Genomic DNA, 26986 nt, shown 5'->3' with positions numbered 1-26986 from the left:
GCTCAGGCGCCGTCTACGCATGTCCACGAAACGACACCCTTGACTCCACGGACGTCGGTGTTCAAGAAGCGTCGACTGAACCTGCTCGTTCCGTCGATCAATTCGCAGCACTATTTTGGTGGCATCCATACTGCCGTGCAGGTGTTTGAGGCGATGGCTACGCATTTCGAGGCCAGTCGCATCATCCTCACCGATTCACCGCCTGACGATGCGGCACTGGCACGCTTTGCGCGGTATTCGCCGGTGGCTTCGGCGCAGGACTCGATAGCCGACGCGCAGGTTGTCTCCTTTAGCGATAGGTATGGCAAGACGCTGCCAGTGGCCCCCGGCGATCATTGGCTGGCTACCGCGTGGTGGACAGCCTACGCCGCGCAACGGGTTGCTGCTTGGCAGGAGAGCTCTTATGGCGCTCCGGGCAAACTGGCGTACATGATTCAGGACTTCGAGCCGGGTTTCTATCCCTGGTCGAGCCAGTCGGCGCTCGCGCTTGCAACCTATCGTCCGAAGCAGGATCTGGGCATCTTCAATACGTCGTTGCTGGCCGACTATTTCGCTTCTCAAGGCCTCGATTATGTTCGAAGAGTCGTTTTCGAACCGACGATCAACGACGGCCTACGATCGGCATTGACGCATGCACGTGTTTCCACGTCACCGAGGTCACGGCGCATCGTCGTGTATGGGCGCCCGTCGACGCCGCGCAATGCGTTTTCGCTGATATGTGAAGCGTTACGGATTTGGGGGTGGAATGACCCTCGATCCAATCAGTGGGAGATTGTGACCCCGGGCGAACTCATTTCTGATCTCGACCTTGGGCCGGTCCAATTGAAGGCATTAGGCAAGTTGGATATCGACAACTACGCGGAGCTTCTGCGCACATCAGCGATCGGTTTGTCACTCATGGTGTCACCACATCCGAGTTATCCGCCGCTCGAGATGGCGGCCTTCGGAATGGAAGTCGTGACGAATAGCTACGCGAACAAAGATCTATCCACCTTTGCGCCGGTGATTCGCTCCACCTTCGATATGACGCCTGAAGCTATAGCGCAGGCCCTTTCTGCGGCATGTGACGCTTGGGATGAGCGGGCGATGGTGCCCGCCTGGATCATGCCCGAAAACCACGCATTCCTGGCGGAGCAGGCGTTTGGACCCTTGGCAGCGGCGGCCGCGCACAAATTAGGAGTGGTGTCTCGCGGCAATGTGTGACAGGAGTGTGACGGCACCGCGCTCTATGTACTGTTAACGACTGGTTCGATATCGTCGTCTGTACGCCCGGTCTGAATGTGGAGTCGATGAAGATGCATGCAAGCCAGCAATCGAGCACCACCATCCGACAACTTGAGCTTGGTTGTGGGAGCAACAAGCGAGATGGATTCTTCGGTATCGATATCCTTTCGACTCCTTGCGTCGATTTGGTTATGGATTACGAAAATAATCGGCTTCCATTCGAAGACGATTCCATCGACTACGTTTACTCAAGCCACTCGTTCGAACATATCAAGCGCCATCCCGAGGTATTCCGGGAGTTGCTTCGAGTATGCAGACACGATGCAACTATTGAGATTTGGACGCCATACGGCAAGAGCGACGATGGTCTGCTCTTTGGCCACTACACGTTCTTTAGTGAAACGTCGTTTAAGCACATTTGCTATGAGTACGACCGTTTCTATCTGGGCGACTCGCACGGATATTTTCTGTGGGAGCGGACCCATTACAATCTTTATCCGGGGATCCTCGAAGAGCTTCGCGGCATGCACATCCCACTCAACTTCGCCCTGACACACATGTTCAACGTCGCGCTTGAATGGGGTGTGTTTCTGCGAGTGAAAAAGGATTCACCACGAGCGCCCGGTCTCCAGTACCCGCTTCGAGAATACTCTGTCGCTGGGCGCGCTCCTCTGGTGGATGTTGAGTCCGTGCCGACGCGGGCGGTCTAAGGCTATATCGTTGCACTGTAATAGTCGGTCGACTTGTGGTGTCCGTGTGGGGTGTGCGTTTTTCCGACGGAGATATACCAGGGACGGTATATTGCAGGGCGCGGAGTACTAAAAAGGGGGCATGTCAGTCGGTGACGTGTCGAACGGGGACAGCTATGCGTCAAAGCTCATTTTTTTGCCATTTGGCTAGCTTGGCATGGTTTACACATTTGCGTGCGGCATATTAATCATCGTGCCGGTGCATCTACGCAGCCTTCAGCTTGGTGTGCACGACGCAGTAGTTACGGCAATCAATTGTCCGTCAGCAGCTTGTATTCGTCCCACATAGAGTGAGTGTTTAAAAGGATCGGCGCTGTGACTATCAAACGTCCGGATCAGCAGATCTCGATAAAATCAAATGTTGAGTACATTAATCGAAGTGACTGACACCAACATGATGAAAAGTATTTTTCCGCGGATCCGAGACTGGATGTCGTCCGTACCCGGGATTCTCATTTTGCTGCTTATTGTTTTCGTATGGAGACGGCCCGTCGAGTGGCACCATCCCTACGTGTGGGTGGAAGAAGGCACGATCACTCTACCTGCCTATCTTGAGCAAGGTTGGCACTCGTTGTGGGCTCCCGTCGCAGGGTATCTAGTGTTGCCCGCGAAGCTGATCTTCTTGACTTCAATTAGCTTATCCGCCTCGCATTATCCTGCGATCGCGTATGCGCTCACGCTAATCTTCGAGATCGGGACGATCGCGCTCATCGCGTACAGTCCCACTCATTTGCGTTTTCCCAAGCTGGCGGCGGTTGCTGTAGCGTTGATTCCTACGCAACCAGAGGTATTTGCGGTATCGGAATATGCTTTCTGGTGGGGCGCTTTGTGGTCTTTCGTTGTGGTTTTCTGGCGCGTAGACGAGCGGCCAAGGACGATCTGGCGATGCGTGTTGACAGTGGTTGGTGGGCTTTCTTCCCCCATGGCAGTACCAGCCGCCGCCCTATTGGGTTATCGAGCATTCAAGCAGCCACAGCGCGGAGATAAGGAGGTGTTTGCTGTGGCTGCACTTGTTGCAGTGATCCAGTGCATCTCGGTGGTAACTGCAACCGTGCCAATGGGATTCGGTAAGCGATACTTTGACGCGGTACAGATCGTAGTACGCTTTTTTGGTCACTATGTGATTTCGACTGAACGCCCCCCCATCGCACTGCTTTGTGTCATAGGACTCGCGATTCTCGGAGTCATTTTTGGGTTCGCAATCGGTCGGCAAAAGTGGCACGACAAGTACTTCGTTATGCTGCTCGGCGCATTATGCGCTGCGATCATTGCATCGATCAGTCGAGTTGCGATCGATCAGCTGCATCCTGTGCTTGGCGGCCCGCGCTACTTCTTTTATCCGTACATTTTCCTGACGTGGCTTCTGCTCTACATTTATGGCGAGGCCGGTTCCAGAGTGCGAGCTTTCATCGGCGTCGTATTTGTATGCGCCTTTGTTCAATTTTTGATGCACGGCAGGCAGGAGTACGACACGTTTAGATGGCGTGCAGAACTGGGTCGCTGCATTAACGCGGGTAGCGACATTTATCAGCTACCTATACAGTTCGCGGGCCCTAAAACGATAGCCTGGCACGTGGCTCTCAAGGGAACCCAGTGTCAGCAGCTTGTCGATCGAAGTATTTTCAAATGATAGGGGTGGAATGCATTACCGAAATGAATAGCGTTTGTGCCCGATATAGCTGGTAAATACGGGGATCATAACGCCTACCGCATGTGCGATCTCGTGCACGAATCGTCGAACGCCCATGGCAGGAAGAAGATAGTCGGCCAATAAAATGCTGACCGCCCAGGTCTGGGCAATCGCGAAAATATTGACGAGCAGGAAGATCGCGGCGGACCGGTGCGTCGATTGCCCGCCTTTGCCGAAGACGAGCCAGCGAGCAAGCACGAAGGCTGTGATCATGCCGGTCACGTAGGCAACGCACACTGCCGCGGAAAATCCCATCCACCGGTTGTAGAGAATGCGACTGCCGAAGTTCACTAAGGCAGCGAGACCGCCAGTGAATAAAAAACGCATGAACTGCGACGAAACAAGCTGCCGGATCATTCTACTTCCTTAGCCAGCATACGACCGAAGTCGATACTTTCGGAAATTCCCCGATCCTCGGGGTAATAATGGGACGTATCTGCAGCCCACAAGCCGTGAACCGGAAGTTTTCGCGGAGGAATCGAATCCAGATATCCAGGAGGGCAGATCGGTTGAGCAAACCGGTAGCGATTTGCCCTGATATCGATGAAGTCGTCATCGGTCAATGACGGGTTGATCATCTTCAGATAGCGGCGCACCTTATTGGTAAAGACATCATCGGCATCGCCATATTTGGGATGCTCGCCCGGCATGTAAAAGGGTACATAGACGACGTGCTGGTCCAACGGGCGCAAATTCGTATACTCGACCAGGCCGGGGATGTCCATGTCGTCATCATTAGTGTTGAGCCAGAAGTTTTCGGTGACCGGTCGTTTCAACTTTGCGATCACGCAGACGACCGCCACGTTCTTGAGTGCAGAGAACTTCGAAAGAATGTCGGATGGCAAATCTGGCATCAGACGCGGGAGGAATGGCAGCGGCACTGTACTGACGACTTTTTCGAAATCTTCTATGCCTTGGGCCGTCTCGACACCTTTGACGGCGCCGTCTTCAATCACGATCTTGCGCACGGGCGTGGATAGTCGTATCTCGCCGCCGTGCTGTTCGATGGATGCCTTTAGCGCTGTCAGAAGAGTGTCTGAGCCACCTTCAAGGTAGCCAAGCTTCTCTCGAAACAGGTCGTAGCGCGAATTTCCAATGCGACGAATTCGACTCCATATCCAGGCTGCCGAGAGATTGTCACTGTAGTCGTAGAACTTGTAATCGAAGAGGCGCTTCCAAAGTACACGCCATGCCTCGTCGCCCACCCAGCGACGGATCCATCCTGTAGCTTCTACATGATCTAGGGGGCGCCAATCTTTACGTTTTGTCGAGAGGAATGCATGCAGGCCATATCGCACCTTGGCAAATAAACTGAGTCCTTTGAACTTCAACAGGGCGACGGGATTGCCCCAAGGCTGCAGACGTTTGCCGTACCAGTAACCCATCTTTGTCTCGGTCCACCGCATGCGGTCGGCCAGACCAAGTTCCTCAAGCATCTTCAGAAAACCGCTGTCGGAGATGCAATGAAAGTGATAGTAACGCTCGATGCTGAGTCCCGAGAAGTCAAAGCTCGCTGTCATGCCTCCCACACGATCATCCGCTTCGAAAACAACGGGACGATATCCGTCGCGCGCCAGCTGGTAGGCTACGGCGAGCCCCATCGGTCCAGCACCCAGAATGGCAATGCGTTGTGCTTGTGTCATGGATTGATATCCGGCTAGTCGCGCATCAGCGCTTCAGGACAATGGCGGAGTAACGTGGGTCGCAGTAACTTTCGCGCACCGCATCGGCAAATGGTGTTTGTCGAAAGCCAAATACTTTTTCAGTATCGATGCCTTTGAAATCATCGCCTGCGGTCAATGCTTTCAACTGATCAGCGGTGAATGGGGGTCTGTTGCTGAAGAGTGCGTATAAGCGCAACAAAAATTGGAACAGGCCATAGGGAATGTGTACGATCAGCGTGCGCAGTTTTTTTGCCTGCTTAATCGTCTTAATAATATCGACGTAATCGATACGGACATCTCCGACAACGTCGTAGGTGTCACCATCTGGCTGTGTTTCGATACAGCGTGCGATACAGCGGCAAAAGTCGCGCTCATACAGTGGTTGACGCATGTAACGGCCATCGCCAGGGATTGGAAAAACTGGCGTCTTCGCCATGAAGCGTGAAAGCCAGCCCAAGTGCTTGGGGTCGAACCAGCCAAACATAAGTGTCGGGCGCAACACGCAATGAGGGATACCGCTTTCGACAACTAGCTTTTCCTGCGCTTTCTTCGTGTTGGTGTAGTCATCGTTGGCTACAGATACGACAACGGAGGAGCTGATGTGCACCAGGTAGGGGGTCTTATGAATGCGCATGGCATCGAGTACTCGATGAGTGGCGCTAATGTTGTTTCGCGTGAACAGCTCCGTGTACTTGCCGGTAATTTGCGCATGCAATTGCACCACACAGGCGGCCCCGGCAAATGCCTCGGTCCATTCGCCATCCTCGGCAAGGTCGGCGAGGATCGTTTGGACGTCTGGATGTAGATGGCGAAGAATACCGAGGTTGTATTCGTGCTTGTCGATGGCGACCAGATGAGTGTAGCCCTGTGCCTTAAGTTCGACGATGAGATTTTGCCCGACCAAGCCTGCGGCTCCGGTCAGCACAAGCTTGGAGTGCTTTGCAATCTTGTCCATGGGCTTTAGAGCTTTATGCGTTTGAAAACGAATTCAGGAACGTGGCGAATGATGAGCATGATGGGCAGCCAGAACCAGGGCAGATAGACCACGCTGCGGCCACGATCGACGGCGCGGACAATGCTGCGCGCAATACTTTCTGGCTTGGCCCAAAGTGCACTCTTCTTGAAATCGCGCGTCATGGGTGTATCCACAAAACCAGGCTTGATGGTCAATACGTTGACACCAACCTTGGTCAGGCGTTGGCGCAATCCGCTGGCGAACGCAGTGACCGCTGCTTTGGCGGAACCGTAGAGATAGTTGCTTTGGCGCCCTCTATCCCCGGCTACAGACGAAATGACCGCTAATGTGCCGTGTCTCTGCGCTTCAAATCGATTGGCCGCGAGGGTCATCAATGCGATGGTTGACGTGCCGTTGGTGTTGAATTCTTTCACGGCAAGCTCGGCTGATGCTTCGCAGGCGTTCTGGTCGGGCAGCGTGCCGTGGGCAACAAGCATCGCGTCGACTTCACCCAGCCACGTCCACGCTTGCGATAGCACGTCGCCATGCGCGTCGAGCTGGTTGACATCCAGTGTTGCGAAAGCGACATCAGCAGCGCCCCTCACTTTCAAATCCGACGCCATATCTTCAAGCCGCTGCGATTGACGGGCGATGAGAAAAAGGCGTGCACCACGCGCTGCATAACAGCGTGCGGTGGCCTCGGCGATGGCCGATGAAGCGCCGACGATTAAGATCCTGAGCATGCTTACTCCGCGACCCGGCGCCAGAAACTGGACGAAAACCGGGGATCAATGAAATGGCTGAAGGCTTCCCACGCCGGAAAATACTGACGGAACCGTTGCCCGTTCATCCGGGCGTCCTTGGCCGGATAAACCGCGCCACCGGCTGCCGCTACGATATCGTCCAGCTTATCCAGCAAGCGTAACGTGCGTTCGCCCTGATTGGGGAAATCCAGGGCGAGCGTAGTGCCCGGGCGGGGGAACGAAAGCATTCCGGGCGACGGTTGGTTGCCAAACTGTTTCAGGACAGCCAAGAAGGAGCCATCACCGCCCCGGGCGACAACTTCAAGCAACTGCTTGATCCCTTCCTGCGCGGCCGTGGGAGGAACGACACACTGGTATTGCATGAACCCGTGCGGGCCGTAGATGCGGTTCCAGTTGCCCACACCGTCCAGCGGGTAGAAATACGGCACGTAATGGGTCGTGGCGTGGGCTATGTCTTCGCGCTGGCGGTGGAAGTAGAGGCTGTTGAACGCCCTCAGGCTGAGCGGATTGATGAGAGAAACCGGTGGCGTGAAAGGCATCGACAGGTGCCGATTCGGTGCGCCCGGTTTTACATCGGGAGACGCGGGGGCGTGATTGGCGCATGTAAAAAGGCCTCGGCCCAGGCCATCGCCCGTACTTACACAATCGACCCATGCCACCGTGTATTCGTGCCTGGCAGCCACGCTTTCGGAAAGATGAAAGAAACCATCGAGATTCCGGAATCGGCGTGTTTCGCAGCTCATCCACGGTCCGGCAATTCGGCGAAGTTGCAACGTCGCGCGTGTGATAAGGCCGGTCAATCCCAAGCCACCCACCGTGGCAGCGAACCAGTCCGGATGAAGCTCGGGGCTGCAGACCATGCGGCTGCCATCGGAGCGAAGCAGTTCGAGATTGAGTACGTGTTGGCCGAAGGTTCCGGTCACATGATGGTTTTTGCCATGCACGTCGTTGGCGATGGCGCCGCCCACCGTAACGAAACGAGTGCCGGGCGTTACTGGCGGAAACCACCCTTGCGGGACAACGAGATCCAATATGTCCGAAAGCAGCAGGCCGGCTTCGCACTCCAGTTGACCGGTAAAGGGGTCAAAGCGGATATAGCGATCCATGCCGCGCGCGCGCAGCAAGGTGCCGCCATCGTTGAGACAACTGTCGCCGTAACTGCGGCCATTACCGTAGGGCAGCACGACGCCATTGACGGTGGGCAGCGGGCGGTGGCGATCAGTGATATCAATGATCGTCTGTGCGGCGACGGGATACCGCCCCCATGATTGGCCCACGCTACTCATCAGATGGACGCAATCACGATGATCGCGGCCAGCACTAGCAAACCGCGGCTGACGTTATCCATCACAGCAAACACCACCGGGTCATCATGCATGACACCGCGATGTGCGATCGCCCATGTGCGGCTGATCCAATACAGCAACAACGGGCACAGCAGCCAAAGATAATGTGGATGCCGATACAACGACTGGCTGGCGGTGCTGTCGATGTACAGCGCCAGCACCAGCACGGAGAGGTATCCACTGGAACCGCCCAGCGATTGGATCAGCGACAAATCCTCAACGACGTAACCACGGCCAGCCGCCTTGATGCTCGATGATTTTTGCGCGGCCAGCAGCTCGGTATAGCGCTTGACCATGGCCAGGCTGAGGAAGATGAACATGGAAAAGGCCAGCAGCCAGAAAGAGGGTCTGGATTGAATTGCCGCGGCACCCGCGAGAATGCGCGTCGTATAAAGCACTGCAAGCACGATTACATCCAGCATGACCATGCGTTTGAACTTCAGTGAATACGCTGTAGTCAGAACGTAGTAGCCAAGCAGTACCAGGACGAACGTAGGTGTGAGAAACCACGCAAGCGAAAAGCTGATGACCAGCAACAGCAACGCCACCACAGGACCCAGATAGAGCGGAATGATGCCTGCCGCAAAGGGGCGGTGCTTTTTCCGGCGATGTTGTCTGTCTGCGGCAAGATCGAGAAGATCGTTCGTGACATAGACACTGGAAGCGCAAAGCCCAAAGCATATGAAAGCAAGCGCAGCAGATATCAGCGCGTGCGGCTCGAACACGCGGTGCGCTGCGAGCAATGGCAAAAACACTAAAACATTCTTGATCCACTGATGCACGCGCAGGGCTTTGAGCCAGTGCTTTGGCGATGCCCTGCCATGCGTGAAGGTACGCTCAAGCAGCGTAACACCGGCGGCGGCGCTGGACAGCTGCGAGCCCGACTCCACGACGATGGCCGCATTGGCGGACTTCCAGACGTGCAGATCGACTTTTGCGTTGCCGACATAATCGAAGCGACGCTCGCCAAAGCGTTCGACAAGAACTTTCGCTTTGTTGGCGCCGGAAAGATTGTGTTCACCATCGCTCGCTATCACGGCATCAAAGCCGCCAACATGATCAGCGACGAGGGTGGCCAGCTTGGCATCGGCAGCACTGCACAGAATGGTGGTGCGTGAAGACTGCTGATCGCGCACCCATGCAACGACATCTTCGTTATAAGGAAGTGCTGCGGGATTGAGCTCGACCCGTTGCGCAATCTGTTGCTTGAGATAGGCCTTGCCACGCAGTAGCCACACAGGCATCGCAAATGCCATCAGCGGTTGCTTCGCCAGGAGCGCGAGAGCGGACTCCACAAGCAGGTCGCTACGAATGAGCGTGCCGTCAAGGTCGACGCAGAGAGGCACAGACGCATGGGTCTCTGCGTTTCGACTTGGAGCCGTTTCCAGCGACGTCATTGGTTCCCCTTCTCACTATCGTTAAACGGTAGTGTGCCTAGGCTGCGAGTCCCCATGACCCATGGCCGCATTTCTCTGCGATTTTATCATGCGGGCCAAAACAGCCATATCCCTAAAAAATGGCCTGATTCAGGGATCGGAGGAGCCTCCCTGAGGCAATCTACGCGGACTTCATGCCAAAATGATGGCTTGATTCGCCCATAGGCCGCCCGTCGACGTGTCCGACTACTTAGACTCCCTGGAAGCCGAGAGCATCCATATCTTCCGTGAGGTCGCTGCCAACTTTCAGCGGCCAGTCATGCTGTATTCGATTGGTAAGGATTCTTCGGTCTTGCTGCATCTGCTGCGTAAGGCATTTTTTCCAGCGCGACCGCCCATTCCGCTGCTTCATGTCGACACCACATGGAAGTTTCGCGAGATGATCGCGTTTCGTGATGACGTGGCGAAGGCAGGCGATGTCCAGGTGCTTGTTCACATCAACGAAGATGGTGTTCGTCAGGGCATCTCGCCGCTCGTCCATGGTGCGACGGTACACACCGATATCATGAAAACAGTCGCGTTGCGGCAGGCGCTGGATAAACATGCGTTCGACGCTGCCATTGGCGGCGCACGCCGCGATGAAGAAAAATCGCGAGCGAAAGAGCGCGTTTTCTCGTTTCGCAATGCACAGCACCGTTGGGATCCCAAGCGGCAGCGTCCGGAATTGTGGAACCTCTACAACACGAATATTCATAAGGGAGAGAGCGTACGTGTCTTTCCGTTGTCGAACTGGACGGAGCTCGATGTATGGCAATACATCCGACGTGAAAATATTCCCGTTGTGCCTTTGTATTTCGCCAAAGAACGTCCGGTAGTAAAGCGCGACGGTGCGTTGATCATGGTCGACGATGATCGTTTTACCTTGCGCGAAGGTGAGAAGATCGAAAAACGTATGGTGCGTTTCCGCACGCTCGGTTGCTATCCCCTCACGGGGGCAGTCGAGTCTGCAGCATCCTCGCTCGACGAGATCATCGACGAAATGATCCAATCGCGTAGCTCCGAGCGGCAGGGGCGTGTCATTGACCAAGACCCTTCTGCATCCATGGAGCGCAAGAAACAGGAAGGTTACTTCTGATGTCGGGTGATCACTCCAAGCGCAGTCTGCTGCGTTTCATTACCTGCGGAAGCGTCGATGACGGCAAGAGCACGTTGCTTGGCCGCTTGCTTTACGACGCCGGTATGCTTCCTGATGACCAGATCGAAGCATTGAAGCGTGAGAGCCGCCTTCAACATGCCGATGACGACGTGCTGGATTTTTCGCTCCTGACCGACGGTCTTGACGCCGAGCGCCAGCAGGGCATAACGATTGATGTCGCTTACCGTTATTTCCACAGTACGCACCGCAACTTCGTCGTGGCCGATTGCCCGGGGCACGAGCAATACACGCGCAACATGGCGACCGGCGCATCGCATGCGGATGTCGCTGTCGTGCTGGTGGATGCGCGCAAGGGGTTGCTTACCCAAACCCGTCGGCATACCTACATCTGTGCACTGCTGGGCATTCGACATGTGGTGCTTGCAGTCAACAAGATGGATCTTGTCGACTTTCAGCAAGATGTTTATGAGGCTATTCGCGAGGCATATGCCGAGCTTGCACAAACGTTGGGGATCCATGCTGTACGTGCGCTTCCCGTAGCCGCGTTGACGGGCGATAACGTTGGTGCATCGTCGTCAAACATGCCTTGGTACAAAGGCCCAACGTTATTGGATGTGCTGGAAACCATCTCCGTCACGCCGGCGCAGGCAGACAAATTCCGTATGCCTGTGCAATGGGTGAATCGCCCGGATCAGACATTTCGCGGATACGCCGGCACGGTATGCGGTGGACTGGTCAAAGTCGGTGACTCGATTGTCGTCCAACCCGGCACGCATCAGGCGCGTGTCGCACGTATCGTCACGGCCGACGGTGATTTACCTCAAGCCCGAACAGGGCAGGCGGTCACGCTGACATTGGATCGCGAAGTGGACATCAGTCGCGGCGATGTGATCGCCGAGGCCATGCATCCAGCACCCGAGGCAGACCAATTCGCGGCGCACGTGCTGTGGATGGGCGACGAGGCACTGCTACCCAATCGCGGTTACTTGCTGAAGATCGGCACACGCACCGTCAATGCGCGTATCACGTCGATCAAGCACAAGATCGATGTCAATACGCAGGCGCAATTGGCGGCGCACCGCCTTGAGCTCAACGAGGTCGGTTATTGCAATCTCGACCTTGATCATCCCATCGCGTTCGAGGCGTACGCCGATAGCCACACGCTGGGCGGTTTCATTCTGATCGACCGGCAGACTAACGCGACGGTCGCGTGCGGCATGCTCGATTTCGCGCTGCATCGAGCCGCGAATGTGCATTGGCAGCACCTGGACGTCGATAAGCAGACACGTGCCCACGGCAAGGGCCAGCAGCCGCGGTGCTTGTGGTTTACTGGTTTATCTGGCGCGGGCAAGTCCACCATCGCCAATCTTCTGGAGCGCCGTCTTGTCGCGATGGGGTATCACACCTATTTGCTTGATGGCGACAATTTACGTCACGGTCTGAATCGTGATCTCGGCTTTACGCCAGAGGCCCGCGTTGAAAACGTGCGTCGCGTTGCCGAGGTAGCGCATCTGATGGTCGATGCGGGCCTGATCGTGCTGGTCTGCGTGATCTCTCCGTTCCGTAGCGAGCGCGAGTTCGCGCGCAGCCTGTTTACCGGTGGCGAATTCATGGAAGTGTTCGTCGATACGTCACTGGAGGAATGCGAACGGCGCGATCCGAAGGGGCTTTATCGCAAGGCGCGTGCGGGCGAAATCAAGAACTTCACTGGTATCGATTCACCCTACCAGGCGCCGGAACAGCCGGACATGCACGTGCGCACCGATCGTACATCGCTCGAGTCCGTGGTTGAGCAATTGGTGCTTGACCTCATAGGGCATCCGTCACCCGGAAGCGCGTAAGAGCAGCATGATTGCGCCTCCAGCACAAGGACATAATCGGTGGCCGGTAGGTACAGCATGATACGCGCGCACGACGCAATTTACGGCACAAGGGTCGCGGTCATTGTGGTGATCGCGTTGGTGGGGTGCGCCATTGCGTCCCTGCTCGAAAGTCACGTGGGTTTCAGCCTTTCCGATGAGGGCTATCTTTGGTACGGCGTGCAGCGAACCGCGCTCGGCGAGGTGCCGTTGCGGGATTTTCTGTCCTACGATCCCGCGCGCTATTACTGGGCGGCTGCGTTTGTTCGCATCTTTGGAAACATTGGAATTGTCGCGGTTCGCGCTGCGACTGTTGCCTTTTTTGCAGTAGGCATCGTGGTTGCAGTTTGCCTGGTTTGGGAGTGCGTCGCGACACGTGTGCCGCTTCGGTGGTTCGTATCGCTACTGATCGTGCTGCTGTGTTTGCTGTGGGGCGTGCCATGGTGGAAGCAATACGACGAAGCGATGTCGATCATCCTCGTAGCGTCGTTGTCGTATGTGCTCGCGCAACCGAATACGCGGCGGTTTTTCATGCATGGTGTCGTCGTGGGTGTTGCTGCCATGATCGGTCGCAATCATGGTGTCTATGGGGTGCTTGCCAGCATCATCGCCTTTCCCTTCCTGGCGGTCGCGAGTAACCGGCCCGCGTGGCATCGCTGCATCCCGGCGTGGGTGGCCGGAGTACTGACGGGATTTAGCCCCATCCTGTTGGCATTGTTATGCGATCGGCACTTCGCGTTGATGTTCTGGGACAGCATTCACTACATGCTGTTCGAATACAAGGGTACGAATTTACCTTTGCCCATCCCTTGGCCCTGGACACTGCCCGCTGCGTCGATCTGGACGTTCATGGGCGTGCGATCTTGGTTTATCGGTTGCCTTTATGTCGTGATGCCTGTCCTATGCGCGGGTGGTCTTGTCCTGCTGATTCGCGAGCTGCGGCGCAATGGGCTGCTTACCTATCCGGTATTTGCGGCGTGCGTGTTTACTGCGATTCCCTATTTGAATGTTGCGTACTCGCGAGCCGATGCACTGCACCTTGCGCAGTCGATCTTTCCGTTTCTACTGGCGTTGCTATGCTTCCCGTGGCAGGAGCGTCGCGCGGACCAGTTGCGCTTGGTAAGCGTAGGTGTTGTGGCGCTGGTTTCCGTTTGGGTCACACTGCCGCTGCATCCGGCATATATGGCGAGGACGGCTCCGGACTGGCGCACCGTGACCGTCGATGGCGACCGGCTCCTAATGGACAACGGTGTCGCCAATTCGGTTGAAGACATTCAACATTTTGCTGCTGTCTATGGCGCTAAAAATAGAACGGTGTTATCCGTGCCGGTTTGGCCTGGTGCTTACGCGTTGCTTGACATCAAATCGCCCGTATACGAAATCTATTCGCTGTTTCCGCGTAGCGACGCCTTTCAACGGCAGGAAATCGAGCGTTTGTCGCATGTGGCGCCATCGCTGGTTTTTTTCGAAGACATCGGGGTTGATGGGCGCGATAACCTGCGGTATGAACATACGCATCTGCTCATGACGCAGTACATCGAAGATCATTACCGGCAAATTCCATCGTTGAGCACAGACCCACTGTTGAAGGTGTACGTGCGACGTTAAGTCTTGCGTGGTTTAGTTGGATGACTGTTCAGCGAGGCTCTTCGTCGATAAAGCCAAGTCAACAGAAGGCATAGTGCGCCCGCGCACGCGAGTATCGGAGTCAACAATCGTAAAGCGATGGCGCCCGCGTCTGCTTCGGCCGCGGACTTTCCCAACCAGAGCAGCACGCCACGGCTCCCCAGTTCCGCCACACCCAGTCCGCCTGGGGTCATGCTGGCGACGACAGCAAGCATCACACTACCCAGCAGCAAAGTGGCCTGGCCGAACGTCAACGATACATGGATGGCGTTCACCGCAATCCACCACATCGTTAGATACAGCAACCATAGTAGAAGCGTTAGAAAACTCGCGACGGTCACGCAGCGGTAGTCGTGCAACAGGTCTGTATGATGCCGCAAGCGGTGTGGGAGATATTTTGTCATAGGTGCGAACGAATACAGCAGCTGACCGCAAAAAACTGGTGCAAAAGAAGCTACTACACCTAGCCACGCGTGATCGGTGCGCATCAGCAAGCCGCATAGTCCCATCCCAATGACGCCAGCGAGATCGAGGACGCGCTCAAGGAAAAAAGCAGAAACCCCCATGCGCCATGCGCTGCGGTCGTGGTCGGGAATCATGCCGATCTTTATGATTTCGCCCAGCTGGAACGGTGTCACTGAGGCGAGGCCGCTAGCTGCACCGTTAGCGCCAATGGATTGCCACAACCGATGCCGATCAAGCGGAAGTCCCAGCACGGTCAACCAGCGAATCCCACGCACGACGAACATACCGATCACCACAGGTATGCAACCGCACAGGAAAAAGGCGAGGCGCATTCGCGAGAGTGCCTGTATGACTGTGCGCCAGTCGAACAGATGGACGGTCATGACCACGCAGACGATGGTGATCGAGGCAACGACCGATGTGCGTAGCCAGTGTTTCATTAGAACCTGTCGTGGCGTCCCGTCATGTTGCTATGCCTCGAAGTGCTTGCTGTGCCGTGTCCTGGATGTAATCCAAGTGCGGTTCGATCCCGATCCATAGTGGTAGGCGAACCAGCCGTTCGCTCGCAGCATCGGTGTGTGACGGAGTTCCTGCGACGCGACCATAGCGCTGCCCAGCGGGCGCGCTGTGCAGTGGAATGTAATGAAACACCACGCCGATGCCGGCAGCTTTCATCGATTCGATGAATTGGGTGCGCGAGTCGAGATCGCGCAGCAAGAGGTAATACATGTGTGCGTTGTGCACGCAATCGTCAGGTATGACCGGACGTCGCACCATGCCGGCTTGCTCAAGTGGTGCGGCCCACTCGTGATAATTGTCCCAGATCGCCAGTCGCTGGGCCGTAATCTCTTCGGCTCTTTCAAGTTGCGCCGCAAGAAATGCTGCAATCAGCTCGCTCGGCAGGTAGGACGAACCAACGTCCACCCACGTATATTTGTCGACCTGGCCGCGAAAGAATTTGCTTCGATTGGTGCCTTTTTCGCGGATGATTTCCGCGCGTTCCACCAAGGCGGGGTCGTTGATCAACAACGCGCCGCCTTCACCCGAAATGACATTCTTCGTTTCGTGAAAACTCAGTGCGGCAAGGTCTCCAATGCTACCCAGGGCGCGGCCATGATAAGTGGAGAGAATGCCCTGCGCAGCGTCTTCGATAACTTTGAGGCCATGCTTTCTGGCGATCGCCACAATGGCATCCATGTCGCAGGCAACACCCGCGTAATGTACGACACAGATGGCTCGCGTGCGCGAGGTGATCGCCTCCTCGACCAAGGACTCGTCCATGTTGAGCGTGTCGGGACGTATATCGATGAAGACGGGTACGGCTCCACGCAATACAAAAGCATTCGCCGTCGAAACGAACGTGAAGGACGGCATGATGACCTCGTCGCCCGGCTCCAGATCGAGAAGGATAGCTGCCATCTCGAGCGCCGCCGTGCACGAATGCGTTAGGAGTGCCTTCTGCGTACCTGTGTGTTGTTCCAGCCAGGCGTGACACTGACGGGTAAATGCGCCATCACCGGAAAGGTGTCCGTTGGCGTGGGCCTTTGCGATGTAATCCAGTTCGCGACCAACGAGGTAGGGACGATTGAAAGGTATGTTCATCAGGTTCCGAAATTCTGGCTGGATCGACGTACATCAGCGATATGGATAGTGGAGAGTCTAACCGGACCGGGTGTGCGCTTAGGTGCGGCGGTGTCCCCAGATGTAATCGGTGGCTTGCGGGCCCAGGTTAAAGATTAGGTCAATCACGCTTACGGCGTGTTCGAAGGGCGGATAGAGCTGCGGGTATTCCGGGTAGTCGGAATAATCCTTCAAGCGCAGCGCGACGCCGATATCTTCGAATTTGGTTGCGTCCAGATAGCTGGATGCAGAAGGTCCAGAGATATAGGTGGAAGCGCCGCTTCGTTTGAGCAAGTCAAGCACGCGCTCCAGTCGCATGCCTTGTGCTTGATAGCTGCGCGAATCCGTAAATCGGGTCTTGACACCCAACAACTCCGTGGCAATTCGTTGTGTCACGCAACGATTCATTTCCGAAAGATTGGTCCACTTACGATCGAGATAAAGCTCTTCGAAGAATGGGGCGTACTGTCGGAAATAAGGCGCTCGCGAATAGCTGTGGTTGATTGTCTTCCAATGTTGTCGTTGCCATTCGCTGCTTTCAAGCGTTACGTCGCACAACAGCCTGTTGCGATCAGCGCCTGCTGGCACGGTCAGCCAGAGCGAGCCATTAACGGATTTGACGCGGTTGCGCGTGCGCCAGTCACGCACGGTGTATTGAACATCTTCCAGAAAGATAAACTCATCGACATCATGGATGATGTCGAAATAACCTTTCCAGGGAATGTAAGACGATTGAATGATGGCAACGGTATGGACACTCATGATGCAGTGCACGCGTGATGAACAGTAAGCAGGGAATTAACGAGGCTGATGCGAGGCTCGGTTTGTATGCCAAGCCGTTCGGACAGGCTCTGGCTGTGGTTCAAAAACGTGCCGGCTCGTTGAATGACAAATGAGTGCGCGTAGCCAGCCGCAACTGCACCCTCGCCATCGCGAAAATAATTGTCTCCGACCATCACTAGGTCTGCGGGCTCTATGTCCAGCGCCTGAGCCACCTTCAGAAAGCCCGTGGGATCAGGTTTTTCCTTGCCGTGCTCGCGGGCATAAATAACCGTGTCGAGCGCATTCAGCGGAAGAGCGTGTCGGATCTTCGATTTTTGCGTAGCCGGAGGGTTGTCAGTCAGTACGGCCAATTTAAAGCCTTCAGCCTTGAGAGCTTTGAGTATCGATTCAACGTCATCGAATAGTGGCGTGTTCGGAACAACCGCAGCTCTATACGCTTCGATGGTCTCCTCGCGAAACGTAGTTGGTAGAGCCAATTCGGCAAGCAGACGATCGATCAGGTCGCTGCGTACACCTTCGTCAATCAAGCCCGCTGCGCATCGGAAGAATGATTCACGATTTGTTCGGTGCTGGAATAAGGCGAGGTAGAGCGCCTTGATCTTTTCGAACATCCAAAGCTTGTGATCGACAAGCGTGTCATCCAGGTCAAAAACGATTCCCCTTGGTTTCCGGGCCAGATGAGGAACGACAAGGTCCTCCAGCAAGCGCACCGTGCGGACCATTTTTCGTTGGGGTGTCACATGCGCGTCGACGTCATTGCGAACAGAAGCCATGAAGAAACCGGGTAGGTTTATTCCTTCTGCCAAGCCATGCGTTGCAGACGTACCCATGCGGGGATTGATATCGGAAATAAAAGGTTCGCCTTCCTTCGGAACCAATATCTGAATGTTGAACAGACCGCCTCCGCCATGGGTAGAGAGGGTCTGCGCGACACGTCCTGCGAGATCTTCCAGCGCATGATTGGATACTGAGTCGGAAATGACGGCGAAGCCGCCGGATACGCGTATTCGTTTGCGCAGTACGATGGGCGAAATCCGACCATGGATATCGATTGCGAAATCCGCCGAGAACTCTTCGAACGATGGAAGCCAGAGAGTCCAGATATACGCTTTGGGATCATCGATGTGCGCAACGATGTCCCCGGCGTTGCGCAAAACGTGTGTTCCTTGGCCGCCCCAGCCATTACGCGGCCGGCCGAACAGCGCTTGTGAAAAATTGAAATCCGTCGCGTCGTGCAAAGTCTGTGCTGGAAGCTCCTGCTGGTGCATCCATGTGTATGCTTGTTGCTTGTCCAGCAAGGTAGTCAGCAGTCCCTGATCGCAGGCTGCGACATGAACGCCTCGTTCTCGAAGTTCATCTTTGAGCTGCGAGAGAATGGAAAGCTCGCGCGCTGTCGCCGGAAAAATGACATCGATATTCTTCCGGCTTACGGTTTCCATCAGGAAACTGGAAAAGGTATTCGTATCAGAGAGCGGTGGTGCGAGCAGGTAATCCGCGCAGACATAGCGCGTGAGATTGTCCGGAAAGATGTCGCAGACAATAACCTTGACATCGTGTAACTGTTGCAGCGACCGGACGAGCGCCAACCCCTGAAAACCACCGCCACTAAGGACTAATGCATGCTTCATGCAGGGTGAGCGATCAGAAGAATGCCGTTTGTGATATCGGGGTTTTCGTAGCCAACATCAATGAGGGCATTTTCCACGCGCTCATCAAGGGCGAGTTTTTGCAACTGAGACGTGGTCAGCGGTTTGATAACCAGACCCAGTTTGTCCGAGATGACGTAGCCGGAATCTTCCACCAACTGGGCGATGGTGTTGCTGTCGAAGTAACGCTTGTGTCCTAACTCAAGGTCGAATTGGCTCAACGAATAAAGGTTTTGCATGAAGCCGGCCGATTTGCCGAGCAGTCGATGCAGCGAGCGTGCATTAGGTACCGCGGCGAAAAGGATGCCGTTGGGTTTCAACAGGCTTCGAAATTTTCGCAACACAAGGCCAGGATCATCGACGTGCTCAAGAACGAAGCCCATCTCGATGGCGTCGAAGGGCTGGTCGAAGCGAGCCTCTTCAAAATAGGTGTGATGAATCGTGACATGGGATGGAGGAGAGGTTTCATCGCGGTAGCGTGCGATGATGTCCGCGGAGCCTTCAATGATGTGATATTCGGCGACGTGCAGTTGTTCCCGGATTGTACGGCTGACGCGTTGGCCGCCAATACCTAGGCTGAGTATGCGGATATCGCGAGCATGTCCTAGTTTCTCTACAATCTTTTTTGCATACGCCTTGAGAAGCAACTCCTCATCCCAGTGATAGGGAAACTCGGACGTATAGGCTTGCTTGTATGCATTCAGATCTTCATTCATTACCAATAACCTTAATCGTGAAATTCACGAACAATGAATAAGGGGCGATTCTGGGTTTGCGTGTAAATGCGCGCAATGTACAGGCCAATGATACCCAGTACGGTGATGATTACCCCTGCCATGCCGATGGTGACGAGCATGAGGGAGGTAAAGCCCGCAAGCACCGCCTCGGGATGCACAATTTTTCTTACTAGGAGTATCGCGCTTGCCACAACGGCGATTAGCGTCACAGCGAGGCCGACGAATAGGACAAATTTCAAAGGCACCGTCGAGAAGGACGTGACGGCTTCCATAAGCAAGGAAAAGCGCTTGCGGAAAGAGTAGGTGGATGCACCTTCGCGCACGCTTTTTTGTACGGTAATCCCGATTTGCCTGAAACCCGACCAATACATCATGCCGCCGAGAAATACGTTTCGATCGCCCAGCGAGAGCAGTGCGTCGACGTAACGGCGCGTCATGATGCGCTCGCTCAATACATTCTCGGGGACCGTGGTATCGCTGAGTTTGTTGAAGACGTGCCAGAAGATGGCGCCGCCGATGCGTTCCACCACAGCGCCCTTGCGCTTTTCCTGCACGCCGTAAACGACATCCGCACCCGTATCCCGCAGCGCATCCACAAAGCGTTGCAGTTCACCTGGCCTGACTTCGAGGTCGCAGTCGATAACGAAAATCTGCTTGCCTTTCGCATAGGAAAGCCCGGCCAGCATGGCTTTGTGATGGCCGAAATTACGCGACAGATCAATGACTTTGATGTGGGAGTTGCTTGCACGTGCCTTCAGCAGCAGGTCGCGTGACTGATCCGGAGAGCCATCATCTACAAAGATGAGTTCATAGTTTTCGATGCCGGCACGGGCGATGGCATCAACCGTTTCTTCGATGAATCGATGGAGAAACGCTTCCGACCGATAGACGGTGGTCACCACACTCAACTCGGGTGCTACGGCGGCCATTGGCGTAGTTTGTGGACCCATAGACGGCGCCATGCGCGGAACTCCTTCGGAGCGGAATGAAGAGGCAGTCAATATGATGCCTGTTCAATTCTCAATGTGAATCCCCGTCGTCCCTGGCCTGCGATGGATCGGAATAACTGGTGTTTTCGGACGACAGGTGTGGCGTCTCACACAAAAACATACGAAGGATGCCGGTTTGGATGCCGGCACCTACGTTTGAGGCTGGGTTAGCCCAGTTGCTGTTCCAGCTCGGGAATCAGCTTGAACAGATCGCCCACCAGGCCGATATCGGCAATTTCGAAGATCGGCGCTTCGCCATCCTTGTTAATGGCGACGATGGTGCCTGCATCCTTGATGCCGGTGAGATGTTGAATGGCGCCGGAAATGCCAATGGCCATATACAGTTCCGGCGCGATGATCTTGCCCGTCTGGCCCACCTGGAGTTCGTTGGGTACGTAACCAGCATCCACCGCTGCGCGGGATGCGCCCACCGCTGCGCCGATCTTGTCGGCAAACTTGTAGATGATGTCGAAGTTTTCCTTCGATCCCACGCCACGGCCGCCGGACACGACCTTGCTCGCGCTCTGCAGGTCGGGGCGATCGCTCTTGCCCTGTTTGAGCTCGACAAAGCGAGTATGCGTAGGCAGTGCGACATCCACGTTCAACGCTTCCACCGGCGCGTTATTGGCACCGTTTGCGGCGGCAGGCCAGGACGCCGTGCGGATGGTCGCAACCACTGCGTGTGCCGCATCGGCTTCCACGGTGATGATCGCGTTGCCGGCGTAGATGGGGCGCTTGAAGGTATGGCTGGCTTCCACGCTCATCACGTCGCTCACCTGCGCAACGCCAAGCAGCGCTGCAACCCGCGGTGCGACGTCCTTGCCGAAGGTGGTGGAAGGGAAGAATACGTGGCTGTAACCGGCCGCCGCCTTGGCAATCTGCGGAGCGAGCACGGCAGCGAGTGGATGGCTGTTCTCTGCGCGGGCGATGGTGAGCACACGCGTGACGCCGTCGATCTTCGCTGCATCGGCGGCAATCGCATCGACGTTGTCGCTCAACACCAGCACATCGATGGCTTCGGGTTTCGCGGCCGCCGCAGCGCTCACAGCGCGTGCGGTGGAGGGGTTCAGTTTGCCGCCCAGATGTTCGGCGATGACCAGAATCTTGCTCATGAGTGTTTCCTCTCTCGTCCGGCGGCTGCTTAAAGCAGGCCCTTCTGCTTCAGCACGGCGACCAGCTCGGCCGCGTCCTTCACCATCACGCCCTTGGTGCGCTTGGGCGGCGCGGCGTAGTGGGTGGTCTTGAGCTGATCGTGCGTGTCGACGCCCAAGGAGGCGAATTCGATGCTGTCGATCGGCTTGGACTTGGCCTTCATGATGTCCGGCAGCTTGATGAAGCGCGGCTCGTTGAGGCGCAGGTCGGTGGTGATCACGGCCGGTAGTTCGGCTTCGATCGTTTCCAGGCCGGCATCGACTTCGCGCGTGACCGTCGCCTTGCCGTTGGCGATCTCGACCTTGCCGGCAAACGTCGCCTGCGGACGATCCCACAGTGCGGCGAGCATCTGGCCGGTCTGGTTCGCGTCGTCGTCGATGGCCTGCTTGCCGAGGATTACCAGGCCCGGCTGTTCTTTCTCGATCAGCTTCTGGAACACGCGCGCGGCAGTCAGCGGTTGCACGGCATCGGTGGTGACGACGTGGATGGCGCGATTGGCGCCCATCGCCAGACCGTTGCGCAGATGCGCGGTAAGGTCGGCCGGGCCAATGCCGACCAGGACCACTTCGTCGGCCACACCTTTTTCGCGCAGACGCAGCGCCTCTTCCAGCGCGATATCGTCAAACGGATTGGCGGACAGCTTCACACCATCGGTCACCACGCCGGTGCCATCGGGTTTGACCTGAATGCGGACGTTGTAGTCCACCACGCGCTTGTAGCCGACGAGAATCTTCATCTGCGGTTCCTTCTAACGGGCACCCATGCGGGTACTGGGGATTGCCATGTAAACGATCATTTTAACCCGATTCGGTCGACCATGCGGGGGCGAATGGTCTAGCCCTGCTGCAGCCGCCACGCAAAGGCACGGCGGCGCGTAAAGCCGTCAGAGGCTACGGCGGGCGTAAGGGTAGGGCTGTTCCGGCTTGGCGCTGGGCAAGCCGCAGAGGGAGGCGATGTCTTTCGTTGTGTAGCCGGCGGCGTCCGCCACCGGCGTCATCACGCGCTCCACCGCATGAGCAAGCGTGCCGTCGATCTGGCCCGTTTCATCTTCGAATTCCCAGACGCCCAGGTGCGCATCAAGCAAGGGGCGCAGTGCGGCCAGGCGCGCCCAGAACATGCTGCCGGCAATGAAGCGTGTGTCGGGCACACATGCATCGGGCAAACCGAGGCGCGTGACAAGGTAGTCCACCTGGTCCTTGTTCGCGCCCATGTACGCGTCGAGTGGAAGAATGTGACCTTCGACGGCCGCCAAGCCCATCGTTCGGTCGCCGCAGAACGCTTTGTAGGTACCTTGCGCTCGTTGCGGCGCAAGCAGATTGTCGATGAGTTCCTTGCGCCAACGCTCGCCGTCGTCGCGATGCGTGGAGCGTTTGGTGTGAAGCTTCAGAACGACATCGACGCCTTCGTCGAGCAAGCGATCCGCGACATGCAGGAACGGCAGGATATCGCGGCCGCGATTTTCGAAGACGGCAATTTCGGCATCCAGACCGAGCCGTGTGACGCGCTCGCGCACAGCATCCGCGTGTTCCTGAGCTGTCGTGATGACAACGCGCCAATCGATGCCGCTGGCACGCAGGCTCGCAACCATCTCATCCAGCAAATCGACATACCACACGTGGATCACCGCGCAGGGGCGAGTGGCAGTGGCTGGTTTTTCATCCGCTGTATCGATGAGTGCGGTACGCGTGGCCGCCAGCCACGCATGGCCCAGCCGCGTATCGGGTTCGAGTACAGCGCCTTCGGCCCACTCGTTCCACGCGTTGATGAAAACCATGGATGCGGTCCCTGTGCGTTGGCGGCTAATGTCGATCGCCTTGCGCAACCAGTCGCGATAACCACGCGGGGAAGCGTGCAGGAATACGCGGCCGGCGCCGCTGCGGCGCGGCTCGTTGTCCCAGCCGGGATTGACGCAAGGAACCAGCGGATAGTTCGGTTCCGGCTGCGCAATGCTTTGACTTGCCAGCTCGCGCCAATCGTAGACATCGCCCTTGTATGCAGGATTCAGAAGCTTCTGCGTCGCGGTTATCGGCTTGAGCGTGGTGTTGTTCGGTGGAAAGGCGATCGCCAGATCAAAGCCGATATCGCGCGGATCGACGCGATCGAAACTTTGCACATAGCCGAGTCGAATTTCGCCGATGCCGTTGTCGCGACACCATTGGCGCCACCGTTCTGCGGTCGCTTTCGGTTCGGGCAGCAGCCCGGGACGATAGACCAACAACAACGGCTTGCCTTCCACGCGCAGATAGCGCGGATCACGCAAATAACGCGACACATGCTGGATGAATGCCAGATCATCGTGCGCACTGTGTTGTTGACCAATCAGGATCTGATCGGCCCGCCCATCCCAGCGCCGCGACCAGTTTTCATTGGCCCAGCAAAGACACAGCGGCAAATCGAGCGACGAATCATCCAGCCATTGCTGCAGTGGCGATTCCAGCAACGTCTTGCCAGCGAACCAATAAAAATACGTACAAAAGGCGCTGATGCCGTAAGCGCGAGCAAGCCGCATCTGCCGATGCATGACCGTAGGCGAGCGAAGATCGTAAAAGCCCAGATCGGAAGGCAGTCGCGGCTGGGCGTGTCCCTCGAACTGCGGTAACGCACGTGTGACGTTGTGCCACTCCGTAAAACCTGCACCCCACCAAGCATCATTTTCCGGAATCGCGTGGAACTGGGGTAGGTAGAACGCCACCAGCGTTGCCGGCAAATGCGTTGGGAGTTTCTGAGTACGTTGTTCGCGGTAACCGATGGCACGACCTGCCGCCAGCGCGCGAGGCCGACGTTCCCGATCCGCAGCAGGCACCTTGCTGCGCGGACCTTCCGGAACCAGATCCATGTGCCGATCGAGAAAGCGTTGGCGCAGCCGGTCGCGTGTTGCGGCGGACATCGGTGTCAGCCGGAAGCCGAGACGCAGCACATGGAAGACGGCTTTTTTGGCGTAGTTCGGCAAGGGCATGCGCAGATCGTAACCGGGATCGAAGGCGTGATGCGTAGCAGGGCTTTTAGCCGAGTACGGCGTGCAGGGTCGCGCGCGCAGCGGACGCCGAGAAATGCCGTTCCACATTGTGAAGCGCAGCATCGGAAAGCCGCATCCAAAGCGCTTCGTCGGACATCAGCCGTTGCACCGCTTCGACGACTTCCTCCGGGCGGTCGGCCTGAAGCACATCGTCGCCATCGCGCAGATGCATGCCCTCCGTGGCAACGCTGGTGGCAATGACCGGCACACCATGGCTCATCGCCATATTGATCTTGCCTTTGACACCGGCGCCGAAACGCAACGGTGCGAGCGAGGCGAGGCAGCTGTCGAGCCACGGCGCGAGGTCATCGACACGGCCATGCAGCTCCAGTCCAGGCCTTTGCAAAGCTGCGCGGGCCGATTCGGGCATGTCGCCGAGAATGTGCACGCGGATATCAGGTATCTGCTCACGCAAGGCGGGAAGAATATCGCTGGCGATCCAATGCACGGCGTCGGCGTTCGGCGGATGCCCGTAGCCACCGATGAAGACCAGGTCGCGCCGCCCCACGTAGTCGCGCCCCCGGCCATAGACGTCGTGAATATTACTGAGCAGTTCGACGCGCGCCTCGGGCGCCATGTGATGCAATATCGTGCGTTCGTGCGAACTGACCACGAAGGTGACATCGCATTCGTTGATCAGCGCAAGTTCGCTACGGCGCGAGGCCTCGGCCTTGCGCCGTAGCGCGGCGCTGTCGTCCAGCTCGGCGGCGCGTTGTTCGCGCAGGAAATGCAGGTCGACCGTGTCAAGAATCAGCCTGGCTTGCGGCGCATATTGACGCACCACCTTGGTGTACTGTCCTGCCACCGTGTGGCGGCAAAGAATCACGGCGTGCAGTTCGGATCCGTGCTCACGGAGCCATGTGGGAATGTTAGGTGCGGATGGGCGATGCAGCACTTCGACACCAAGGTCGCCGAGAAAGGCGATCGAATCATCGTCGGCATGGCCGTCGTCCGGCGCAAAGCTCACTCGCCAGCCTTCCTGATGAAGGATGCGCAGCATGGCTGCCAGGCGTAGCGATCCCGAATCTCTGGTCGGTTCGGGTGCAGTGACGTCCACGACGAGCACATGTCCGCGCGTGTACCGTTGCCACATCTGTGGTTGTGGCGTCCCAGGCTTGGGTTGCCTGGAAAGTGCTTCGCGCCACTTCGCCGCGAACGTCGCTTGATTGATGGCCTGATATTGCTTCATACCCGCCGTGATGTCCGTGCCTGCGCTGATGCCTTCGCAATGCACGACTACGCTGTTGGGTTCGTAGAAAACGGACAGCCCGGATGCACGCACCGCGAAAGCGAGGTCCGTATCTTCGTAATACGCGGGTTTGTAGCGCAGGTCAAAGCATCCCAACGTTTCGAATAAGTCGCGACGAATCATCATCGATGCACCGGATACGTAATCCGTGCGCCGGCGATAGCGATAGGACGATTCATTGCGTGCATCGAAACGACCGACATTCCACGCGCTTGCATCGCTGAATACCCAGCCGCCGGCTTCCTGCAGGCGACCATCCGGATACACCAGCTTGCTACCGGCCAAGCCGCATTCTGGTTCATCCACGAAGCACTGGATGAGCGCGTCCAGCCACCCGGCAGTAACTTGCGTATCGTTGTTGAGAAAAAGCAGGTATTCGCCACGTGCGAGTGCAGCGCCTGCATTGCAGCTACCGACAAAGCCGGAATTTTCGGCGTTGATGTGCACGCGTAGACCATCGATCGTTTGAAGGATGGCGGCGCTGGTGTCTGGCGAAGCGTCGTCCACCACAATCACTTCGAAAGAAGCTGCGGCCGAATGCATGGCCATGGAGCGAAGGCACGCCAGTGTGTACGCGAGCTTGCCGTGCACAGGAATGATGACGGACACCCGCGGCGATTCGACGTGTGCGAATGCAAGGCCGTCCGTGCGCTCTTCCAATGGCAGCAGCGACAACGTTGCATCCTGTGTTGGGCGTTGCTTAAGTTCCTGCCGGATACGCGCAAAAGTGCCGCGCATTCCGCGTTGCGCGATGCTGCCGCCAAGACGGCCGCCGAGGTAGTAAAGACGCTTGAGTCGCCAGCGTAGGGAAATGCTCAGAGCCTTGGCCTCGCGGTGTCATCCAGGATCATTATCCAGAAGCGAGCCTGACCAGAGTGAAAAGATGACAGGCTCGCACGGTGCGCACACTCAAGCAGTGC

22 protein-coding genes are annotated in these 26986 nt (G+C 56.7%); 6 read left to right on the top strand and 16 right to left on the bottom strand.

The window, feature by feature from the left end; all coding sequences use genetic code 11:
* Window positions 1-39: 39 nt before the first annotated feature.
* From EKH79_RS09610 to EKH79_RS09600, 3 genes are all read left to right on the top strand, one after another.
* Complete coding sequence (locus tag EKH79_RS09610; protein ID WP_126673570.1) at window positions 40-1203, top strand: rhamnosyltransferase WsaF family glycosyltransferase; 1164 nt, start codon at window positions 40-42, stop codon at window positions 1201-1203.
* 86 nt (window positions 1204-1289) lie between these two features.
* Window positions 1290-1934: a class I SAM-dependent methyltransferase gene (locus tag EKH79_RS09605; RefSeq protein WP_126673569.1), complete on the top strand. Its 645-nt coding sequence runs from the start codon at window positions 1290-1292 to the stop codon at window positions 1932-1934.
* A 397-nt stretch (window positions 1935-2331) separates the two neighbouring features.
* Complete coding sequence (locus EKH79_RS09600; RefSeq protein WP_126673568.1) at window positions 2332-3603, top strand: hypothetical protein; 1272 nt, start codon at window positions 2332-2334, stop codon at window positions 3601-3603.
* A gap of 15 nt (window positions 3604-3618) precedes the next feature.
* Here EKH79_RS09600 and EKH79_RS09595 read toward each other — a convergent pair whose 3' ends face one another.
* The 6 genes from EKH79_RS09595 to EKH79_RS09570 are packed head-to-tail and all read right to left on the bottom strand — an operon-like array spanning window position 3619 to window position 9789.
* Window positions 3619-4020, bottom strand: coding sequence for a GtrA family protein (locus EKH79_RS09595; RefSeq protein WP_126673567.1), 402 nt, complete (start codon window positions 4018-4020; stop codon window positions 3619-3621).
* Entirely contained in the window at window positions 4017-5306 is a 1290-nt protein-coding gene (locus tag EKH79_RS09590; protein WP_126673566.1) for an NAD(P)/FAD-dependent oxidoreductase, read from the bottom strand. Before EKH79_RS09590 ends, EKH79_RS09595 begins: the two co-directional genes overlap by 4 nt.
* 25 nt (window positions 5307-5331) lie before the next feature.
* Window positions 5332-6282: an NAD-dependent epimerase/dehydratase family protein gene (locus EKH79_RS09585; RefSeq protein WP_126673565.1), complete on the bottom strand. Its 951-nt coding sequence runs from the start codon at window positions 6280-6282 to the stop codon at window positions 5332-5334.
* Between the two features lie 5 nt (window positions 6283-6287).
* On the bottom strand, window positions 6288-7025 hold the full coding sequence (locus tag EKH79_RS09580) for an SDR family oxidoreductase (protein ID WP_126673564.1): 738 nt from the start codon (window positions 7023-7025) through the stop codon (window positions 6288-6290).
* A gap of 2 nt (window positions 7026-7027) precedes the next feature.
* Window positions 7028-8332, bottom strand: a complete 1305-nt coding sequence (locus EKH79_RS09575; protein WP_126673563.1) for an FAD-binding oxidoreductase — start codon at window positions 8330-8332, stop codon at window positions 7028-7030.
* Entirely contained in the window at window positions 8332-9789 is a 1458-nt protein-coding gene (locus EKH79_RS09570; protein WP_126673562.1) for a UbiA family prenyltransferase, read from the bottom strand. The genes EKH79_RS09575 and EKH79_RS09570 overlap by 1 nt, the downstream gene beginning before the upstream one ends.
* Window positions 9790-10006: 217 nt before the next feature.
* Between EKH79_RS09570 and cysD the strand changes: the two genes are divergently transcribed.
* From cysD to EKH79_RS09555, 3 genes are read left to right on the top strand one after another with little or no spacing between them, the layout of a single operon-like run.
* Window positions 10007-10903, top strand: a complete 897-nt coding sequence (gene cysD, locus EKH79_RS09565) for a sulfate adenylyltransferase subunit CysD (protein ID WP_126673561.1) — start codon at window positions 10007-10009, stop codon at window positions 10901-10903.
* Entirely contained in the window at window positions 10903-12765 is a 1863-nt protein-coding gene (cysN, locus tag EKH79_RS09560) for a sulfate adenylyltransferase subunit CysN (RefSeq protein ID WP_126673560.1), read from the top strand. The genes cysD and cysN overlap by 1 nt, the downstream gene beginning before the upstream one ends.
* 57 nt (window positions 12766-12822) lie before the next feature.
* Window positions 12823-14391 (top strand): hypothetical protein, encoded by a 1569-nt coding sequence (locus EKH79_RS09555; protein ID WP_126673559.1) that lies wholly within the window; start codon window positions 12823-12825, stop codon window positions 14389-14391.
* On the opposite strand, the gene EKH79_RS09550 is transcribed toward EKH79_RS09555, so the two are convergent.
* The 10 genes from EKH79_RS09550 to EKH79_RS09505 all read right to left on the bottom strand — a co-directional run bounded on the left by EKH79_RS09550 (window position 14388) and on the right by EKH79_RS09505 (window position 26804).
* Window positions 14388-15314: a lysylphosphatidylglycerol synthase transmembrane domain-containing protein gene (locus EKH79_RS09550; RefSeq protein ID WP_126673558.1), complete on the bottom strand. Its 927-nt coding sequence runs from the start codon at window positions 15312-15314 to the stop codon at window positions 14388-14390. The two genes, EKH79_RS09555 and EKH79_RS09550, sit on opposite strands and share 4 nt — an antisense overlap.
* A gap of 22 nt (window positions 15315-15336) precedes the next feature.
* A complete protein-coding gene (gene rffA, locus EKH79_RS09545; protein WP_126673557.1) occupies window positions 15337-16476 on the bottom strand; it encodes a dTDP-4-amino-4,6-dideoxygalactose transaminase in 1140 nt (379 codons plus the stop codon).
* A gap of 78 nt (window positions 16477-16554) precedes the next feature.
* Window positions 16555-17256, bottom strand: a complete 702-nt coding sequence (locus tag EKH79_RS09540) for a WbqC family protein (protein WP_126673556.1) — start codon at window positions 17254-17256, stop codon at window positions 16555-16557.
* Window positions 17253-18905, bottom strand: coding sequence for an HAD-IA family hydrolase (locus EKH79_RS09535; RefSeq protein WP_126673555.1), 1653 nt, complete (start codon window positions 18903-18905; stop codon window positions 17253-17255). Before EKH79_RS09535 ends, EKH79_RS09540 begins: the two co-directional genes overlap by 4 nt.
* Window positions 18902-19639, bottom strand: coding sequence for a class I SAM-dependent methyltransferase (locus EKH79_RS09530; RefSeq protein ID WP_126673554.1), 738 nt, complete (start codon window positions 19637-19639; stop codon window positions 18902-18904). The genes EKH79_RS09535 and EKH79_RS09530 overlap by 4 nt, the downstream gene beginning before the upstream one ends.
* 11 nt (window positions 19640-19650) lie before the next feature.
* Window positions 19651-20622, bottom strand: coding sequence for a glycosyltransferase family 2 protein (locus tag EKH79_RS09525; RefSeq protein ID WP_126673553.1), 972 nt, complete (start codon window positions 20620-20622; stop codon window positions 19651-19653).
* Between the two features lie 194 nt (window positions 20623-20816).
* The gene (locus EKH79_RS09520; protein WP_126673552.1) at window positions 20817-21761 is read right to left on the bottom strand and encodes an electron transfer flavoprotein subunit alpha/FixB family protein; all 945 of its coding nucleotides are present in this window, start codon (window positions 21759-21761) and stop codon (window positions 20817-20819) included.
* Window positions 21762-21790: 29 nt separating this feature from the next.
* A complete protein-coding gene (locus EKH79_RS09515) occupies window positions 21791-22537 on the bottom strand; it encodes an electron transfer flavoprotein subunit beta/FixA family protein (RefSeq protein WP_126673551.1) in 747 nt (248 codons plus the stop codon).
* Between the two features lie 147 nt (window positions 22538-22684).
* Window positions 22685-24757 (bottom strand): glycoside hydrolase family 99-like domain-containing protein, encoded by a 2073-nt coding sequence (locus EKH79_RS09510; protein WP_126673866.1) that lies wholly within the window; start codon window positions 24755-24757, stop codon window positions 22685-22687.
* Window positions 24758-24803: 46 nt separating this feature from the next.
* A complete protein-coding gene (locus EKH79_RS09505; protein ID WP_126673550.1) occupies window positions 24804-26804 on the bottom strand; it encodes a glycosyltransferase in 2001 nt (666 codons plus the stop codon).
* Between the last annotated feature and the right edge of the window lie 182 nt (window positions 26805-26986).

This window comes from Dyella dinghuensis (genome assembly GCF_003977615.1).
In the GTDB taxonomy this organism is placed as follows: Bacteria; Pseudomonadota; Gammaproteobacteria; order Xanthomonadales; family Rhodanobacteraceae; genus Dyella_B; species Dyella_B dinghuensis.
This window is presented reverse-complemented; position numbering and strand designations above follow the sequence as displayed.

Bases quoted from the DNA above. Each gene is read 5' to 3' on its own strand.
- EKH79_RS09605 (WP_126673569.1), top strand. From the start codon at position 1,290: ATGAAGATGCATGCAAGCCAGCAATCGAGCACCACCATCCGACAACTT.
- EKH79_RS09600 (WP_126673568.1), top strand. From the start codon at position 2,332: ATGTTGAGTACATTAATCGAAGTGACTGACACCAACATGATGAAAAGT.
- EKH79_RS09595 (WP_126673567.1), bottom strand. From the start codon at position 4,020: ATGATCCGGCAGCTTGTTTCGTCGCAGTTCATGCGTTTTTTATTCACT.
- EKH79_RS09590 (WP_126673566.1), bottom strand. From the start codon at position 5,306: ATGACACAAGCACAACGCATTGCCATTCTGGGTGCTGGACCGATGGGG.
- EKH79_RS09585 (WP_126673565.1), bottom strand. From the start codon at position 6,282: ATGGACAAGATTGCAAAGCACTCCAAGCTTGTGCTGACCGGAGCCGCA.
- EKH79_RS09580 (WP_126673564.1), bottom strand. From the start codon at position 7,025: ATGCTCAGGATCTTAATCGTCGGCGCTTCATCGGCCATCGCCGAGGCC.
- EKH79_RS09575 (WP_126673563.1), bottom strand. From the start codon at position 8,332: ATGAGTAGCGTGGGCCAATCATGGGGGCGGTATCCCGTCGCCGCACAG.
- EKH79_RS09570 (WP_126673562.1), bottom strand. From the start codon at position 9,789: ATGACGTCGCTGGAAACGGCTCCAAGTCGAAACGCAGAGACCCATGCG.
- cysN (WP_126673560.1), top strand. From the start codon at position 10,903: ATGTCGGGTGATCACTCCAAGCGCAGTCTGCTGCGTTTCATTACCTGC.
- EKH79_RS09555 (WP_126673559.1), top strand. From the start codon at position 12,823: ATGATACGCGCGCACGACGCAATTTACGGCACAAGGGTCGCGGTCATT.
- EKH79_RS09550 (WP_126673558.1), bottom strand. From the start codon at position 15,314: ATGAAACACTGGCTACGCACATCGGTCGTTGCCTCGATCACCATCGTC.
- rffA (WP_126673557.1), bottom strand. From the start codon at position 16,476: ATGAACATACCTTTCAATCGTCCCTACCTCGTTGGTCGCGAACTGGAT.
- EKH79_RS09540 (WP_126673556.1), bottom strand. From the start codon at position 17,256: ATGAGTGTCCATACCGTTGCCATCATTCAATCGTCTTACATTCCCTGG.
- EKH79_RS09535 (WP_126673555.1), bottom strand. From the start codon at position 18,905: ATGAAGCATGCATTAGTCCTTAGTGGCGGTGGTTTTCAGGGGTTGGCG.
- EKH79_RS09530 (WP_126673554.1), bottom strand. From the start codon at position 19,639: ATGAATGAAGATCTGAATGCATACAAGCAAGCCTATACGTCCGAGTTT.
- EKH79_RS09525 (WP_126673553.1), bottom strand. From the start codon at position 20,622: ATGGCGCCGTCTATGGGTCCACAAACTACGCCAATGGCCGCCGTAGCA.
- EKH79_RS09520 (WP_126673552.1), bottom strand. From the start codon at position 21,761: ATGAGCAAGATTCTGGTCATCGCCGAACATCTGGGCGGCAAACTGAAC.
- EKH79_RS09515 (WP_126673551.1), bottom strand. From the start codon at position 22,537: ATGAAGATTCTCGTCGGCTACAAGCGCGTGGTGGACTACAACGTCCGC.
- EKH79_RS09510 (WP_126673866.1), bottom strand. From the start codon at position 24,757: ATGCCCTTGCCGAACTACGCCAAAAAAGCCGTCTTCCATGTGCTGCGT.
- EKH79_RS09505 (WP_126673550.1), bottom strand. From the start codon at position 26,804: ATGCGCGGCACTTTTGCGCGTATCCGGCAGGAACTTAAGCAACGCCCA.